General features: G+C 70.3%; 16 protein-coding genes. 6 read left to right on the top strand and 10 right to left on the bottom strand.

The features are described 5' to 3' along the window. Window positions 1-10 precede the first annotated feature (10 nt). A complete protein-coding gene (locus tag ACWEV3_RS10635) occupies window positions 11-361 on the bottom strand; it encodes a hypothetical protein (RefSeq protein ID WP_452613608.1) in 351 nt (116 codons plus the stop codon). 28 nt (window positions 362-389) lie between these two features. Continuing rightward, on the bottom strand, window positions 390-671 hold the full coding sequence (locus tag ACWEV3_RS10630) for a hypothetical protein (RefSeq protein WP_132479048.1): 282 nt from the start codon (window positions 669-671) through the stop codon (window positions 390-392). A 257-nt stretch (window positions 672-928) separates the two neighbouring features. Between ACWEV3_RS10630 and leuA the strand changes: the two genes are divergently transcribed. Beyond that, window positions 929-2,722 (top strand): 2-isopropylmalate synthase, encoded by a 1,794-nt coding sequence (gene leuA / locus ACWEV3_RS10625; protein WP_452613607.1) that lies wholly within the window; start codon window positions 929-931, stop codon window positions 2,720-2,722. 102 nt (window positions 2,723-2,824) lie between these two features. Here leuA and ACWEV3_RS10620 read toward each other — a convergent pair whose 3' ends face one another. Next, a complete protein-coding gene (locus tag ACWEV3_RS10620; protein ID WP_452613606.1) occupies window positions 2,825-3,541 on the bottom strand; it encodes a DedA family protein in 717 nt (238 codons plus the stop codon). Here ACWEV3_RS10620 and ACWEV3_RS10615 point away from each other — a divergent pair. The 4 genes from ACWEV3_RS10615 to ACWEV3_RS10600 all read left to right on the top strand — a co-directional run bounded on the left by ACWEV3_RS10615 (window position 3,540) and on the right by ACWEV3_RS10600 (window position 7,202). Further along, window positions 3,540-3,686 (top strand): hypothetical protein, encoded by a 147-nt coding sequence (locus ACWEV3_RS10615; protein WP_452613605.1) that lies wholly within the window; start codon window positions 3,540-3,542, stop codon window positions 3,684-3,686. The genes ACWEV3_RS10620 and ACWEV3_RS10615 overlap by 2 nt on opposite strands. A gap of 68 nt (window positions 3,687-3,754) precedes the next feature. Continuing rightward, the gene (locus ACWEV3_RS10610) at window positions 3,755-4,918 is read left to right on the top strand and encodes a mandelate racemase/muconate lactonizing enzyme family protein (protein WP_452613604.1); all 1,164 of its coding nucleotides are present in this window, start codon (window positions 3,755-3,757) and stop codon (window positions 4,916-4,918) included. Window positions 4,919-5,331: 413 nt separating this feature from the next. Further along, window positions 5,332-5,586, top strand: coding sequence for a hypothetical protein (locus ACWEV3_RS10605; protein ID WP_235883238.1), 255 nt, complete (start codon window positions 5,332-5,334; stop codon window positions 5,584-5,586). Next, complete coding sequence (locus ACWEV3_RS10600) at window positions 5,562-7,202, top strand: hypothetical protein (protein WP_452613603.1); 1,641 nt, start codon at window positions 5,562-5,564, stop codon at window positions 7,200-7,202. Before ACWEV3_RS10605 ends, ACWEV3_RS10600 begins: the two co-directional genes overlap by 25 nt. Before the next feature lie 57 nt (window positions 7,203-7,259). Here the strand turns inward: ACWEV3_RS10600 and ACWEV3_RS10595 are convergent, their stop codons facing one another. After that, a complete protein-coding gene (locus ACWEV3_RS10595) occupies window positions 7,260-8,159 on the bottom strand; it encodes a LysR family transcriptional regulator (protein ID WP_452613602.1) in 900 nt (299 codons plus the stop codon). A gap of 71 nt (window positions 8,160-8,230) precedes the next feature. On the opposite strand from ACWEV3_RS10595, the gene ACWEV3_RS10590 reads away from it, so the two are divergent. Further along, window positions 8,231-9,166, top strand: a complete 936-nt coding sequence (locus tag ACWEV3_RS10590; protein ID WP_452613601.1) for an EamA family transporter — start codon at window positions 8,231-8,233, stop codon at window positions 9,164-9,166. 100 nt (window positions 9,167-9,266) lie between these two features. Here the strand turns inward: ACWEV3_RS10590 and ACWEV3_RS10585 are convergent, their stop codons facing one another. From ACWEV3_RS10585 to ACWEV3_RS10560, 6 genes are all read right to left on the bottom strand, one after another. Next, complete coding sequence (locus tag ACWEV3_RS10585; RefSeq protein ID WP_132479076.1) at window positions 9,267-9,446, bottom strand: hypothetical protein; 180 nt, start codon at window positions 9,444-9,446, stop codon at window positions 9,267-9,269. Window positions 9,447-9,605: 159 nt separating this feature from the next. Then, the gene (locus ACWEV3_RS10580) at window positions 9,606-10,715 is read right to left on the bottom strand and encodes an ABC transporter ATP-binding protein (protein ID WP_452613600.1); all 1,110 of its coding nucleotides are present in this window, start codon (window positions 10,713-10,715) and stop codon (window positions 9,606-9,608) included. A 178-nt stretch (window positions 10,716-10,893) separates the two neighbouring features. Next, window positions 10,894-11,892 (bottom strand): ABC transporter ATP-binding protein, encoded by a 999-nt coding sequence (locus tag ACWEV3_RS10575; protein ID WP_452613599.1) that lies wholly within the window; start codon window positions 11,890-11,892, stop codon window positions 10,894-10,896. A 216-nt stretch (window positions 11,893-12,108) separates the two neighbouring features. Further along, a complete protein-coding gene (locus ACWEV3_RS10570) occupies window positions 12,109-13,041 on the bottom strand; it encodes an ABC transporter permease (RefSeq protein WP_132479082.1) in 933 nt (310 codons plus the stop codon). A 4-nt stretch (window positions 13,042-13,045) separates the two neighbouring features. Further along, window positions 13,046-14,056, bottom strand: a complete 1,011-nt coding sequence (locus ACWEV3_RS10565; RefSeq protein WP_452613598.1) for an ABC transporter permease — start codon at window positions 14,054-14,056, stop codon at window positions 13,046-13,048. A gap of 100 nt (window positions 14,057-14,156) precedes the next feature. After that, window positions 14,157-15,851 carry an ABC transporter substrate-binding protein gene (locus tag ACWEV3_RS10560; protein WP_452613597.1) on the bottom strand — a complete coding sequence of 565 codons (1,695 nt, stop codon included), beginning with the start codon at window positions 15,849-15,851 and terminating at the stop codon, window positions 14,157-14,159. Window positions 15,852-15,984: the final 133 nt, after the last annotated feature.

Genomic DNA, 15,984 nt, shown 5'->3' with positions numbered 1-15,984 from the left:
AAGTGGACGATCAGGCGATGGCGCGGAGGATGCGGACCGCCATCGCCGTGGCGATCAGCCAGAACAGGGCCGCTATCCCGTAGTTGATCGCCACCGCGAGCTTCGGATCGTCCGGCATGAACAGGTCCTCGAAGCCCAGCGCCAGCGGCTCCGCCCAGGACGCCACGAACTTGGCGATGCCGTTGTCCGGGTTGGCACCGCCGATGGCGAACACCGCGTGGATCGCCAGCAGCGCGGCGCCCGCGTTGCCGACCCAGCGGACCACGTTGCTGAGCACACCGACGACCCGAGCTCGGGCCCGCCGCAGGTCAGCGCGACGCACACCGCTCTCGTGCGCATCCGCGCTCACGTCTTCCGCCACGATCTCCAGTGTGGCACGACCGGGGCGGTCAGCCGAACATTCGTGCCAGCAGCCCGCCCACCAGCACCCAGAACACCGCCGCCAGGCCGTAGTCGAGCAGCACCTGCAACACCTCGGCCGGCGCCTGAACCAGGCCGGGGAAGAACAACGCCAGCGGCTCGGCCGCCTGCGCCACGGACCTGGCCAGCCCGTTCTCCGCCGGGAAGCCGGTCACCACGAACAGGATGTGCAGCACCAGCATCGCGGCGAGCAGGAAGCCCGCACCGTTGATCAGCGTCGCGACCCCGGATCGCCCCTTCTTCGCCGCCATCGACCCTCCCCTTGATCCACCGACCACTCTGCCAGGCGGATCCGATCTCGTGCGAGAGAAGATCGTGACGTGTCACTTCCCACGATGTGGAAGGGGTGCTTGCATTTCGGGCCACTACTGCGGTTAGCCTAGTTCCGTGGCTCGCGTTCTCCTGCTTCGAAGCCGCGACGGGGTCTCCTAGACCGGCCCCTCGTCGCGGGGTTCGAACGCGCCGGTCGTCGGTCCAGACCCGGTAATCGAGCAGGAGAACCTTTCGGATGAGCACCAATACGCCCGACTCCCAGGCCCCCTTCGGCGGCAAGGTGCGGAAGCCGTCCCGGCCCGCCCCCGCCGATCAGCAGCCGTGGAACCCGCAGCAGGGCAGCTCGATGCCCCACCACCGCTACCGCCCCTTCCACGAGCTGGTCGAGAACGTATCCCTGCCCGACCGGACCTGGCCCGACAAGCGGATCACCAAGGCCCCGCTGTGGTGCGCGGTCGACCTGCGCGACGGCAACCAGGCGCTGATCGACCCGATGTCGCCCGCCCGCAAGCGCCGCATGTTCGACCTGCTGGTGCAGATGGGCTACAAGGAGATCGAGGTCGGCTTCCCCGCCGCCAGCCAGACCGACTTCGACTTCGTCCGCGAGATCATCGAAGACGGCGCGATCCCCGAGGACGTCCGCATCCAGGTGCTCACCCAGTGCCGCCCCGAGCTGATCGAGCGGACCTTCCAGTCGCTGGAAGGCGCGCCGCAGGCGATCGTGCACATCTACAACTCGACGTCGATCCTGCAGCGCCGCGTGGTGTTCCGCGAGGAGCGCGAGGGCATCAAGAAGATCGCCACCTCGGCCGCGGAGATGGCCCTGGAACTGGCCGGCAAGTACTCCGACACCGACTTCCGCTTCCAGTACTCCCCGGAGTCCTACACCGGCACCGAGCTGTCCTACGCCGCCGAGGTGTGCGACGCGGTCACCGAGATCTGGCAGCCCACCCCGGAGCGGCCGGTGATCCTGAACCTGCCCGCCACCGTCGAGATGGCCACCCCGAACGTCTACGCCGACTCCATCGAGTGGATGCACCGGAACCTGGCCCGGCGCGACTCGGTGATCCTGTCGCTGCACCCGCACAACGACCGCGGCACCGGCATCGCCGCCGCCGAGCTGGGCTACCAGGCCGGCGCGGACCGCATCGAGGGCTGCCTGTTCGGCAACGGCGAGCGCACCGGCAACGTCGACCTGGTGGCGCTGGGCATGAACCTGTTCAGCCAGGGCATCGACCCGCAGATCGACTTCTCCGACATCGACTACGTCAAGCGCACCGTCGAGCACTGCAACCAGCTGCCCGTGGCGGAGCGGCACCCGTGGGGCGGCGAGCTGGTCTACACGGCCTTCTCGGGCAGCCACCAGGACGCCATCAACAAGGGCCTGGACGCGCTGCGCGACGCGGCGAACCAGGCCGGCACCCTGGTGGACGACCACCCGTGGGAGGTGCCGTACCTGCCGATCGACCCGAAGGACGTCGGCCGCACCTACGAGGCCGTGATCCGGGTCAACTCGCAGTCCGGCAAGGGCGGCGTCGCCTACATCATGAAGACCGAGCACCAGCTGGAGCTGCCGCGCAAGCTGCAGATCGAGTTCTCCAAGGTGGTGCAGGCGCACACCGACTCCGAGGGCGGCGAGGTCAGCCCGACGGCGATGTGGACGGCGTTCTCCAGCGAATACCTGGAGGCCACCGCGCCGCTGAGGCTGGTCCGGCAGCGCGCCGCCGGCGAGAACGGCAACGAGTCCATCACCGCCACCGTCGTCGTGGACGGCGAGGAGCAGGAGATCACCGGCACCGGCAACGGCCCGGTCTCGGCCTTCGTCGACGCGCTGAGCAGCATCGGCTACGACGTGCGGGTCATGGACTACCACGAGCACGCGCTGACCGCCGGTGACGACGCGCGCGCCGCGGCCTACCTGGAGTGCGCGGTGGGCGACGAGATCTTCTGGGGCGTCGGCGTCGACACCTCGACGATCACCGCGATGCTGCGCGCGGTGGTATCCGCGGTGAACCGCGCCAACCGCTGACCGACGCAACGCGAACGGCCCGTTCACCCCGTCTGGCGGGGCGAACGGGCCGTTCGTTCGCGGACGGATCGCAGTTTCAATTGAAACTGCGGGCCAGCGGCGTCAGCGCACCGGAGCGTCGGTCTCGGGCTCGGCGCCTTCGGCCTTCTCGGTCTTCGCCGATTCGCCGGTTTCGTCCGGGTCATCGGTTTCTTCCGGGATCTCGGCTGCTTCCAGCTCCGCCTCGTCTTCTCGCTCCGCGCGGCGGCGGACGAAGCGCACGATCAGCCAGCCCAGGACCACCGTGACCAGCAGCGCCACCCACGAGAAGCGGTGGAACCACTGCCCGGCGACCACGCCGAAGATGTAGGCCAGGGTCGTCACCGTGCCCGCCCACGCGATGCCGCCCGTCGCGTTCGCGATCAGGAACTTGCGGTACGGCATGCCCAGGATGCCCGCCAGCGGACCGGCGAGGATGCGCAGCAGCGCCACGAACCGGCCGCCGAACACCGCCCACGCGCCGTAGCGGTCGAACGCGCGTTCAGCCTGGCGCACGGGTTTCGGCCCGAAGTGCTTCGGCAGCTTGCGACCGAGCCAGCCCAGCAGCGTGCGGCCGTAGCGCTTGCCGACCGCGTAGCCGACCGAGTCGCCGATGATCGCGCCGCTCGCGGCGACGATGCCGAGCACGACCGGATTCGCCACGCCCTGCGACGCCGCGACCCCGGCACTGACGAGCATGATCTCGCCGGGCAGCGGGATCCCCACGCTTTCCAACCCGATGATCAGCCCGACCACCAGGTAGATCACCCCGGGGGGGATCGTGTCCAGCCACTCGATCATGTACGTCCATTCCGGTCCGAGAACGCGTCGCGCGGTCGCCGAAACGACCGTCGCCATCGGCCAGGGTACGTACCTGGGCCGGATTGGTGTCATCGACGACGCAGAAGACGTGCGCATCTTTGGCGAAGCGCAGCGGTTGGTGTGACGGTAGCCACACAGCAGTCGCGAGCGGCCTGGGGAGGTGTCGCCCGCGATGCCCTGGGGGAGGGCGTTTTGCGCATCATCGGCATCCGCAGCATCCCGGTCGCCGTGCCGTTCGACACCACCGAGAGGTGGGCCGCCGGCAGCCGCCGCGGCCTGGTCAGCGTGCTGATCGAGATCGACACCGACGAAGGCATCACCGGCCTCGGCGAGGCCCCGGCGTACCCGTCGGCCGAGGTCGTGCTCGCCGCGCTGCGCTGGGTCGAGCGGTTCGCCATCGGTGAGGACCCGTTCCGCACCGAACGCATCGCGAGGCTGATCGACGTCACCGGCACCTCGAACCACGCGGGCACCACCGGCCCCGCGACGGCCGCCATCGACATGGCCTGCTGGGACATCGTCGGCAAGGCCTGCGACCAACCGCTGGTCAACCTCTTCGGCGGCCCGCTGCGCGAGGAGGTCGAATACCTGCACTACGTCCCGGCGGGCCCGCCGGAGTGGATGCGGGAGCAGGCAGTGCGGGGCGCCGCGGCGGGCTTCCGGAGCTTCTACGTCAAGGTCGGCGCCGCCGACCAGGCCACCGACGTCGCACGGGTGGCCGCGGTCCGCGACGGCATCGGCACCGGGGCCGCGCTGCGGATCGACGCCGACGGGGCGTGGTCGCCCGCCGCCGCGCTCCGCGCCCTGCGCGCGCTGGAGCCCTACGACATCGAGTTCGCCGAGCAACCGGTCTCCGGCCGGAACCTTCCGGAGATGGCCCGATTGCGCACCCGCACGGGCGTGCCGCTGCTCGCCGACGCGGCGTCGCGCACGCGGCACGACCAGCTGGACGTGATCAGGCAGGGCGCGGCGGACGCGATCTCGGCGGACAACGTGCTGGACGGCGGCCTGCTGAACCTGAAGCGCTCGGCCGGGATCGGCGAGGCCGCGGGCATCCCGGTCGTCAAGCAGAGCCTCGGCGAACTCGGCGTCGCGACGTGCGCCGCGGCCCACCTGATCGCCGCCACCCCGGGATTCCCCTGCGCCAACCAGTCCTACGGCCGGTTGCTCGCCGACGACGTGGTCGAGGACGGCCCGCTGCGCTATCCGGGTGGCCGGCTGCGCCTGCCGGACCGGCCGGGCATCGGGGTCCGGCTGGATCGCGACCGGCTGGCGCGGTACGCGGAGTTGTACCAGGTCGCGGGGCACGAGTACGGCTTCGCCGAACCGCCGGGAGGGGCCGAACCGCCAGCCTGAATACACCAGAAGTCGCATTTCGCTGGGCCGAGAATCGGCGTCCGGTCCGGTGAACACACTCGACCAAAGATGGTATTGCGCTTTCCCCCGAGTCGGCACCATTGATGGCGTCGCGGGATGCCAAGCGACGCCCCTGGGGAACACGGGGCAGGGGGAGACGGGCCGGAGACGGGGGAAACGTCGGGGACGCCGGCCCCTCCCCCTGTTCCTCATATCTTCGTTCTGCGCCCGAGAACCCGCGGCGAACTTCGCGGTCGGCCTGAACAGCCGGGCCATTTCGGGCAAATCTCCTTTTCGCGCAACGCCCTCGCGGCCGTCGCACGCCTCTACCACTCGATCGGTCTACCGGACTTGATGTCGGGCTGCCGTCGGGGTTCAGTCAGGCACCGAAGTGCAGCAGCGTTGAGGTGGACATGTGGCCGACCGAGGACCCGACCGAACAGCTCCGCTGGCGAATCCCGTGCACCACACCGGTCGATTCGGGCAACATGACAGTGCTGGTCGTCGGAGATCGGGTCGCCGTGGTGCTGCCGCCGGGCGAGACGCTCGTCTTCACTGCCGATGAAACCGATGACCTCGCAGCGCTGCTGGACGAGGCCGCCGGCTACCTGTCGCGCGGCGCCGAGGGATCGGAGGCACCTGCGTGGCCCTCATCGACACCGACCTGAGCTTCGACCCCCGCGACCCCTACTTCCCCGTCCCCGGCGCCGCTGGCGTGGAGTGGGCGGTGCAGGTGTTCACCACGACCAACGGCTACGGCATCGACGTCGAGCGGGCGCACGTCCGGGAAGGCGACCGCGTCCACGTGCACGCCGACCGGTACGCGCGGCTCGGCCAGCAGGTCCGGGTCGAGGCCGGCGAGGCCGACGTCGAGGTGACCCGCGCGGCCGGCGTGCTGGAGTGGGCCATCACGGTCCGCCACGACGAGCCGATCAAGGCGGTGAAGCTGCTGCTGCGCGGCCTGCCGCCGGAGCAGCTGCGGGCCGGCTGGTGGACGCCGAACACCGGGCGCGGCTGGGCGCACGGCGTCAACGGCCAGCGGTTCCAGCTGGAATACCCGGGCTCGGACTGGGCGACGCCCTGGGTAGCGGCCGGGGACGAGGCGAACGGGTTGGCGCTCAGCGTCCGCGATCCGCTGGTGCGGCGGAAGATCCTGCACGTCCACCAGCCCCCGTACGCGCCGGGCCCGATCGCCGAGCTGGTGCACGTGCCGTCGGCGACGGCGCGCTCGACGACCTGCCGGGTGCCGTCGATCCGGCTGCGGCTGGGCACCACCGGGCACAGCTCCGACACCGACCTGGACGAGCACCTGTCCTTCGTGGAGGGTTCGCAGAACCTGGTGCCGTGGTCCTCCCGCCCGGACGTGCCGGACTGGCTGCGGCGGACCGCGCTGGTGGTGACGCTGCACGGCCAGCACTGGACGGGCTACGTGTTCAACACGTTCGCGCAGATGGCCGAGGCGCTGCGCTTCGTCGCGCGGCACATCGATCCGAGCCGCGTGCTGGCCTACCTGCCCGGCTGGGAAGGCCGCTACTACTACGCCTACCCGCGGTACCGGCCCGGCGAAGACCTGGGCGGCGCAGGGGGTTTCACCGAGCTCGCGCACACCGCGCGGCAGCTCGGCGTGCGGCTGATGCCGATGTACGGAGGGCACGGCGCGAACGTGGTCGAGTACCCGGGGTGGGAGCGGGCGGCGCTGCGCAACGACACCAACCGCTACGTGGAACTGCTGAACCGGCCGGACTGGGACGGCGACCGGGTCGGCGAGGGCGATCAGGTCTTCCTCAACCCCGGCGAACCGGAGTTCCGCGCCCACCTGGTGGAGTCGATCTCGGCGATGGTGCGGGACTTCGGCGTCGACGCGGCATTCCTCGACACCCTGGGCTACTGGTTCAACGACCCGCGCTACGAGGTGATCGACGGCTACCGCCGGCTCGCCGACGAGCTGCACCACCGCCACCCCGGGCTGGTGCTCGCCACCGAGGGCTGGTGGGACGCGCTGACGGCGATCTTCCCGCTGAGCCAGCAGTGGTACGGCGCGGACCGGGACCTTCGCAAGCCCCGCGTGCTCACCCGGTATGCCCGCACCACCGGCCACCTCGCCGAGGGAACGCCGGGACGGGGCAGCACGGGCGTGCACGAGAAGGGCTTCCTGCACCGGCCGCCGGACGTGGCCCGCGAGGCCCACATCCCGGTCCTCGGCATCACCGACGACACGCTCCCGGCCCACGCCGATGAGATCGCGGCGATCTGCCGCTGGGCCCGGGAGCACGCCCCGGAGTAGCCGGGCGATCTCGCGTTCCGGGTCGTGAGCAGCGGAAACGGGGCCGTTGTCCGGGAACTAAGCGCCGGTGACCGTCGCGGCCTCGGCGAGGAGCGTGTCGAGCACGACGCGGACCGCCGGGCGTTCCGCCGCCCCCTTCCGGGACACCACCTCGATGTTCCGGCCCGCGCGGACCCCGGCCAGCGGGCGCATGACCAGCCGGGGAGAGTCCACTGTGTACCTCGGCAGCAGCGCGACGCCGTGGCCGTCGGCGACCAGGGCCTTGGTGACCTGGAAGTCGTTGATCCGCTGCACCACCACCGGCCGGACGCCCGTGCGGACCGCCAGCGAGCGCAGCACGTCGTCGACCGGGAAGCCGACGTCCACGCTCAGCCACGGCTCGCCGACCAGCTCCGCCGGCTCGATGCGCTCCCGGTCGGCGAGCGGGTGGCCCGGCGGCAGCGCGACGTCCAGGGGTTCCCGCAGCAGCGGGGTGATCTCCACGCGCGCGCCGTCGAACGGCGGCGCCTGGTCGTCCCGGTGCGCCACCACCACGTCGAAGTCGGCGGTCAGGGCCGGCACCTCCGGCGGCGTCATGTCGACGTCGCGGCACTCCAACCGCACCTTGGGGTGCGCTGCCATCCGCCGGAGCAGGCCGGGCAGCAGCAGCAACGCGCCGGACGGGAAGATCGCGACCCGCACCACGCCGCGCGGCGTCGACCGGTAGCTGTCCAGCTCGGCCTCGGCGCGGTCCAGCGCGGCCAGCACCTCGTCGGCCCGGGCCGCGAGCGCCCGGCCGGCGTCGGTGAGGCGCAGCCCGCGACCGGCCGGTTCCGTCAGCGGCACGCCGACCTGCGCCTGCAACGCCCGGATCTGCTGCGACACCGCCGACGGGGTGTAGGACAGGGCCTTCGCGACGGCGGTGACCGTGCCGCGATCAGCGAGTTCGCGCAGGAGTCTCAACCTGCGGACATCCATGAAGGAATAATACACATTAGCTGTAAATAGTATTGCTTGTTCTTCACAGAGCCGGGCCGCAGGCTGTCAAGGTGAACTCGCGAGACCGCTTGCTGGCCGTGGTGGTCGTCGTGCTCTGGGGCGCCAACTTCATCGCACTCGACTACGGGCTCGGCCAATTCCCACCGTTCTTCTTCGCCGGACTCCGCTTCGCCGTGCTGCTGCCGGTGCTGCTGTTCGTGCCGCGCCCGCGAGTGCCCTGGCGGTGGCTCATCGGGTACGGGCTGTTCTTCGGCGCCCTGCAGTTCGCGTTCCTGTTCACGGCGATGAACATCGGGATGCCGACCGGGCTGGCCTCGCTGGTGCAGCAGGCGTCCGCGCCGTTCACCGTGGTGCTCGGGGCGCTGCTGCTGCGGGAGCGGATCACTCCGGTGCAGATCGTCGGCATCCTCATCGCGGTGCTCGGCATGGTGGCGATCGGCTGGCACCGCGCCCAGAGCGCCACCCTGCTGCCGCTGCTGATCACGCTCTGCGGCGCGTTCTCGTGGGCGCTGGGCAACCTGTGCGGCCGGAAGGCGAACGCGTCGAACCCGCTGCACCTGGCGCTGTGGATCGCCATCGTGCCGCCGCTGCCGATGTTCGCGCTGTCGGCGGTGGTCGAGGGACCGACGGCGGGCTGGGACGCGCTGGCGACGGCGTTCGACTCGCCGACCGGCTGGTACGCGCTCGCCGGGCTCGCGTACACGTCGCTGCTGGCGACGATCATCGGGTCGGGCCTGTGGACGACGCTGATGGGGCGCTACCCGGCCAGCATGGTCGCGCCGTTCTCGCTGCTGGTGCCGGTGGTCGGCTTCACTACGGCGTGGCTGGTCCTGGGCGAGCGACCGCACCCGATCGAGCTCGCGGCGGGAGCCGTGGTGGTGGGCGGGGTGCTGCTGGGCAGCATCAAGCTGACCCGCCGCAAGCCACCGGTCCCCGAAGCGCCACCCGAACCCGCCGAACCGAGCACCCCGCTCCGCGCCACCTGACGTCACGGCCCGGCGGGGGACGCGCCGATTTCGCGCGAAATCGCCCCTCCACGTGAAGGCGGGATGGCGATTTCGCGCGAAATCGCCGCCGGCGCCCGGGTCAGCGGACGGCTTCGCCCCTCTCGAAGTCCGGGTTGCAGAGGTGCACCCCGTTCCCCTCCGGGCAGTCGTAGGTCACCAGGACCTCGCCCGACTCCGCCACCAGGCGCTCCGCGGTCGCCCGCTCCAGGATCGCCCGGTGCTCGCACGCGGAGCACCGCGGCGCGCTGCTGTACCTCACTCGCTGCCTCCGTTCCACCGGCCGCCGACGATCTTGTGAACCTAGGGCCTAGCGCGCCGGGCGCGGTGGACAACGCGCGAAATCAGCGCGCCGGTTCCCAACGTCGTGAGTGCCTGTGGCCGCTGGAGCAGCCACAGCCGCTCACGACTGGACCGGCGGTCAGGCCGGGGCCGAGGTGATGTCCAGGTCACCGAAGTCCGCCGGGTTCACCGCCTCCGCCTCGACCTCGTGGGGCTTCAGCCTGCCGTCGCGGATCTCCTCCGCGTAGTGGCACGCCACCCGGTGACCCGGCTTGAGCTCGCGCAGTTCCGGCCGCTCCGTGTCGCACCGGGTCGCCTGCCGCCACGGGCACCGGGTGTGGAACCGGCAGCCGCTCGGCGGCGCGGCCGGCGAGGGCAGGTCGCCGGAGAGCAGGATCTGCTCCCGCTCGTCCTCCACCGTCGGGTCCGGCACCGGCACCGCCGAGAGCAGCGCCTTCGAGTACGGGTGCAGCGGCTCCTCGTAGAGGTCGTCCGATGCGGACTCCTCCACGATGCCGCCCAGGTACATCACCCCGACCCGGTCGGCGATGTGCCGCACCACCGCCAGGTCGTGCGCGATCACCAGGTACGTCAGCCCGAACTCGGCCTGCAGGTCCTCCAGCAGGTTCAGCACCTGCGCCTGCACCGAGACGTCCAGCGCCGACACCGGCTCGTCGGCCACCACCAGGTCGGGCCCCACCGACAGCGCCCGGGCGATGCCGATGCGCTGCCGCTGGCCGCCGGAGAACTCGTGCGGGTACTTGCGCAGCGACGTCGACGGCAGGCCCACGGCCGACAGCAGCTCGCGCAGCCGCTTGTCCGTGCCCGCCCGGCCGCTGTCCATCCCGTGCGCCCGCATGCCCTCGACCAGCAGCGACTGCACCGACTGCCGCGGGTCCAAAGAGGACAGCGGGTCCTGGAAGACCATCTGCATCCGGCGGCGCATCCGGCGCAGCGGCTCGCCCTTCATGCCGGACAGGTCGACGCCGTCGAACACCACCTTGCCGCCGGTGGGCTTCTCCAGCCGCAGCACCGCGCGCCCCAGCGTCGACTTGCCGCAGCCGGATTCCCCGACCAGGCCGTAGGTTTCGCCGCGCCGGATGGTCAGCGACACGCCGTCCACGGCGTACACGTAGCCGACCGTGCGGTCCAGCACCACGCCGCGCTTGATCGGGAAGTGCACCTGGACCTGGTCGATGTCGATCAGCACGTCCCGGGGGTTCCCCGCAGGTTCCGGGGTTTCGGTCATGACGCCTCCAGGGTCCGGCGCCGGGCACCGGCATCCGGTGCGGCCAACAGGTGCATGGTCCGGTCGTGGTGCTCCGCTGCGCCCCGACCGGGTGACTCCAACGCAATTTCAATGGAAATCGAAGGTCCGATTTCCATTGAAATTGCGGCAGAACCAGCGGGGTGCGGGAGCGGGGCGCTCATGACGCCTCCACCGGGCTCGACGTCGTCTCGCGGACCGGGTTGTGGCAGCGCAGCAGCCGCGCCCCCACGTCGATGCTCACGTCCGGCGTCTGCTGCTCGCACACGTCCTGCGCGTTCGGGCAGCGCGGGCAGAACGCGCACCCCGCGTCCCACGGGATGTTGTCGCTGATCGAGCCCTTGATCGGCGACAACCGCTGGCCGCGTGGCGAATCCAGCCGCGGGATCGAGGCCAGCAGGCCCGCCGTGTACGGGTGCCGCGGCCGGGCGAACAGCTCGTGCCGCGCGGCCCGCTCCACCACCCGGCCCGCGTAGAGCACGTTCACCTCGTCGCAGAGCCCCGCCACCACGCCCAGGTCGTGCGTGATCATGATCAGCGCGGTGTCGGTCTCGGCGACCAGTTCCGCCAGCAGGCTCAGGATCTGCGCCTGGATCGTCACGTCCAGCGCGGTGGTCGGCTCGTCGGCGATGAGCAGCCGCGGCTTGCAGGCCAGCGCCATCGCGATCAGCGCGCGCTGCCGCATGCCGCCGGAGAGCTGGTGCGGGTACTCCTTGAGCCGCCGCCGCGGGTCCGGGATGCCCACCCGCCGCAGCAGGTCCTCGGCCTCCGGCATCGCCTCCTTGCGGGGCAGCCCGCGGTGCTGCTCGATGACTTCGGACACCTGCAGGCCGATCGGCACCACCGGGTTCAGCGAGGTCAGCGGGTCCTGGAACACCATGCTCAGGTCGCTGCCGCGGCGCTGGTCCAGCTCGCGCCGGGACAGCTGCAGCAGGTCGGTGCCGTCGAATTCGATCGACCCGGACACCTCGGCGCCGGTGCTCGGCAGCAGGCCCATGATCGCCAGCGAGGTGACCGACTTGCCACAACCGGACTCGCCGACCAGGCCGACGGTGCGGCCCGGTTCGACGTCGAAGGAGATGCCGTCCACGGCGGTCATCGGCGGCTCGCCCTTGCGGGCGAACACCACCGAGAGGTCGCGGACTTCCAGCAGTGCCATTCGTTCCCCCACCTCCTCTAGGTCTGTTTCATAAGCGGCGGTAGCCGCTTGCGGTGCGGGACTCACCTTGCACCGCCGCGGGTTCTCAGACGTCGTCCTCGCGAGGACAGCCCCGATGCCGCGTATTGGGCATACATAAGTCGGGGATCCCACAGCGAGGCGGCGTCTGAGGTTCCGCAACCCGCACCGCTACGCAAACCACTTTCGAAACACTCCTTATCGCCGGCGCTTCGGGTCGAGCGCGTCTCGCAGGGACTCACCGACCAGCGTGAACCCGAGCGCGACCAGGATGATGCAGCCCGCCGGCCAGAACGCCAGCTGCGGATGCGAATCGATGATGTTCTGCGCGCCGCCGAGCATCTGGCCCCACTCCGGCACCGAGTCGTCGGCCGCGCCCAGGCCCAGGAAGGACAGCGCCGCCGCGTCGATGATCGCCACCGCGAGCACCAGGGTGGCCTGCACGATGACCGGGCCGAGCGCGTTCGGCAGCATGTGCCGGAACACGATCGCGCTCTCCTTCACCCCGAGCGCCCGCGCCGCGAGCACGTGATCGCTGGCTCGTTGCGCCAGCATCGTGCCTCTCAGCAGTCGGCCGAAGATCGGCACCTGCACGATCGCGACCGCGAGGATCACGGTGAACTGCGTCTGCTGCGCGAACAACGCACCGATCGACACCGCCAGCAGCAGCGACGGCACCGACAGCATCACGTCCGCGACGCGCATGACCACCGAGTCGACCCAGCCGCCGAACGCGCCGGCCAGCAGGCCGAGCACCAGACCGCCGCCGAGTCCGATCACGGTGGCCAGCACCGCGACCAGCAGCGTCTGCTGGGAACCGAGCAGCAGCCGGGAGAACAGGTCGCGGCCGTACTGGTCGCCGCCCAGCGGGAAACCCGCCTGCGGCGGCGGAATCGTGTTCTCCGCGCGGGAAACCTGCTGTTCCAGCAGGCGTTGCGCCGGATCGTGCGGGGCCAGCAGCGGCGCGAGCAGCGCCAGCAGCACGAACGCGGCGATGATCACCGCGCCGACCACGAACACCGGGTTGCGCCTCAGCCGCCGCCACGCCGACGCGGCCAGGCTCACCCCGGCGTCCGACGCCGTCTCCGCCAGCGCGTCGATCCGTTCCTTGCGCTGCGTTTTCAGCACCATGACCTCACCGTGTCCGCAGTCGTGGGTCGATCAACGCATATGAGAGGTCGACTATCAGGTTCACCAGCACGTAGACCATCGCGGACGCCAGGATCACCACTTGCAGCACCGGGAAGTCCTTGCGCTGGAAGCCGATCGCCACCGCCTGGCCGACCCCGGCGATGTTGAACACCCGCTCGGTCAGCACCGCACCGGCCAGCAGCGCGCCGGTCTGCAGGCCGATCGTGGTCACCACCGGCAGCATCGCGTTGTGCAGGATGTGGCGGCGCCGGATCACCATGCCCGCCAGGCCCTTCGCCCGCGCGGTGCGCACGTAGTCCTCGTCCATCACGTCCAGCACGGCGGCCCGGGTTATCCGGAAGATCACCGCGAACGGGATGGTGGACAGCGCGATGGCCGGCAGGATCAGGTGCACGAACGAGTTCCACGCGGCGTCGAACTCGCGGGTCAGCAACCCGTCGAGGATGTAGAAGCCGGTCACCCGCGTCCCGTTCAGCCCGACGTCCTGGCGGCCGGAGGCGGGCAGCGCGCCGAGCTGGATGGCGAACACGAACTTCAGCAGGAACGCCAGGAAGAACACCGGCACGGCAACACCGATCAGCGACCAGGTGATGCTCACGTTGTCCAGCCAGCTGCCGCGCTTGCGGGCCGCCAGGTAGCCCAGCGGGATGCCGACCGCGACGGCCAGCAGCAGCGCCAGGATCGACAGCTCCAGCGTGGCCGGGAAGCGGGTCAGGAACACCTCCAGCGCCGGCGAACCGCGCTGCACGCCGGTCGACGTGCCGAAGTCACCGGTGATGGCGCGGCCCAGGAAGCGCCAGTACTGCACGAAGATGGGCTGGTCCATGCCGAGATCGGCTTCCAGCTTGGCCCGCGCCTCGGGCGTGGCGCGGTCCCCCAGCAACGCCGACACCGGCCCGCCGGGCAGCATCCGCAGCCAGGCGAACAGAAGCATCGACAGCACGACGACGACCAGCGCCAGCTGCGCGAGTCGCCGGATGGTGAAGCGGAGCACGAAACCCCCGTTTGGTCAGTCCGGCAGCGAGCGCGCGATTTCGCGCGAAACCGACGGTCCCCGTGCGGGAGCCGCGCCGGTTTCGCGCGAAATCGTCAACTCACTTCTCCGAGACGCTCACCGACGCGAACTCCTCGGCGGTCAGCGGCGAGGTCTGCAGGCCGTGCACCCGCGGGCTGGTCACGATCGCCGGCGGCGAGTGCGACAGCGGCACGGCGGGCAGGTACTCGGACATCAGCTTCCGGTTGATGTCCTGGTACATCTGGTTGCGCTTGACCTCGTCCGGCTCGCTGTCGGCGGCCTTCAGCTGCGTCGCCAGCTCCTCGCCCCACGGCGCACCGGCCGTGTAGAAGCGGTTGGTCGGCGTGCCGAAGAAGGTGCCGATGAAGTTGTCCGGCGTGTTGTAGTCGCCGGTCCAGCCGAGCAGGAAGATGTCGGCCTTGGCGTTGTCGACGTCGTCGATGTAGCCGCCGTTCCACGGCTTGCTCACCGGGTTGACGGTGAAGCCCGCCTCGCGCAGGTCCTCGGCGAGTGCGTTGTAGATGCCCTGCGGGTCCGGCATGTAGGGCCGGGTGACCTCGGTGGGCCAGTAGAAGTTGATCGCGAGGTTCGAGGCGCCGGCCTCGGCGAGCAGCTGCTTGGCCCTCGCCGGGTCGTGCGGGTACTGCTGGACGTCGTCGGCGTAGCCGTCCACGGTCTTCGGGTAGAACTGGGTGGCCACCGTGGCGCCTTCCGGCATGTTGGCCTTGACCAGCGTCTCCCGGTCCACCGCGTACGCCAGCGCCTGCCGCACCTTCAGGTTCTGCAGCGCCGGGTTGTTCTTCTGGGTGATGCCCAGGTACATGATGTTGAACGGGTCGCGGACCTGGACGTTGTTGCCGGCGTCGCGCAGGGCCTTGAGGTCGGCGGCGTTGGGGTAGTCGTAGCCGTCGATGGCCCCCGACTCCAGCTCCTGCTTGCGCACCGTCTCGTCCGGGATGATGCGGAAGATCAGCTCGTTGAGCTTGGCCTTCTCGCCCCAGTACTCCTCGTTGCGGACCAGCTTGATGGTGCCGTTGCTCTCGTCGTAGGACGCGAACTTGAACGGCCCGGTGCCGGTCGGGTGCGCCTTGGCGTACTCGGGGTACACGAAGCTGTCGCCCTGCGCCTGCACGTTGTTGGCCTGGTACTGGTCCATCGCGGTCGGCGACTGCATGCTGAACGACGGCAGCCCGAGGATGTCCGGGAACTTCGAGCTGGCGCGGGTCAGGTGGACCACGGCCGTGGTCGCGTCCGGCGCGTCGCACGACTGGTACAGCGACGGGGCCTTGCCGTCGGCGAACCCGCCGAAGTTCTCGATCCAGTAGTAGGACAGCGCGTTGTTCTGACCGGCGCCGGTCTGGTTGAACATGCGCTGGAAGTTCTTGCACACCGCGTCGCCGTTGAAGTCGGTGCCGTCGTGGAACTTCACTCCCTGCCGGAGCTTGAAGGTCCAGGTCTTGCCGTCCGGGCTGTGCTCCCAGCTGTCGGCGAGCTCCGGTTCGACGTCCGACGATCCCGGCTTGAACCCGACGAGGCCCTCGGTGATCTGGCGGGTGACCCGGAAGGTCTCGCCGTCGGAGGCGTAGAAGGGGTCGAACAGGTCGGGTGCGCCTGCCGCGCCGAAGGTGAGCGTGCCGCCTTCACCGCCGCCACCTGCCTCGCGCTGCGATTCCGCGCAGGCCGCCAGCGAGGTCGCCGCGACGATGGCGATGCCGGCGGTGGCGACACGGCGACCCGTGCCGGATCCGCGGCGCGGCGATGGAGCTCTACTCATGGAAGCACCTCGGTGTGTCTCAGGTCTCAGAGTTCCGTGAGACTAACTCGCATTAGGAGTCCATTGGGGTACCTGAGGTTACGATCCCACTACTTAGGGACGCCTAAGGAAAACCCGATATTTCGGGCATTCA

Source organism: Saccharopolyspora sp. NPDC003752, from assembly GCF_053605825.1.
Note: the sequence above shows the minus strand (reverse complement) of the source record. Positions and strands in the feature narration are given on the sequence as shown.

Excerpts from the sequence above, each read along its gene's own strand:
- ACWEV3_RS10630 (WP_132479048.1), bottom strand. The coding sequence starts at position 671 with ATGGCGGCGAAGAAGGGGCGATCCGGGGTCGCGACGCTGATCAACGGT.
- ACWEV3_RS10560 (WP_452613597.1), bottom strand. The coding sequence starts at position 15,851 with ATGAGTAGAGCTCCATCGCCGCGCCGCGGATCCGGCACGGGTCGCCGT.
- ACWEV3_RS10605 (WP_235883238.1), top strand. The coding sequence starts at position 5,332 with ATGTGGCCGACCGAGGACCCGACCGAACAGCTCCGCTGGCGAATCCCG.
- ACWEV3_RS10575 (WP_452613599.1), bottom strand. The coding sequence starts at position 11,892 with ATGGCACTGCTGGAAGTCCGCGACCTCTCGGTGGTGTTCGCCCGCAAG.
- ACWEV3_RS10570 (WP_132479082.1), bottom strand. The coding sequence starts at position 13,041 with ATGGTGCTGAAAACGCAGCGCAAGGAACGGATCGACGCGCTGGCGGAG.
- ACWEV3_RS10595 (WP_452613602.1), bottom strand. The coding sequence starts at position 8,159 with ATGGATGTCCGCAGGTTGAGACTCCTGCGCGAACTCGCTGATCGCGGC.
- ACWEV3_RS10620 (WP_452613606.1), bottom strand. The coding sequence starts at position 3,541 with ATGATCGAGTGGCTGGACACGATCCCCCCCGGGGTGATCTACCTGGTG.
- ACWEV3_RS10580 (WP_452613600.1), bottom strand. The coding sequence starts at position 10,715 with ATGACCGAAACCCCGGAACCTGCGGGGAACCCCCGGGACGTGCTGATC.
- ACWEV3_RS10615 (WP_452613605.1), top strand. The coding sequence starts at position 3,540 with ATGTACGTCCATTCCGGTCCGAGAACGCGTCGCGCGGTCGCCGAAACG.
- leuA (WP_452613607.1), top strand. The coding sequence starts at position 929 with ATGAGCACCAATACGCCCGACTCCCAGGCCCCCTTCGGCGGCAAGGTG.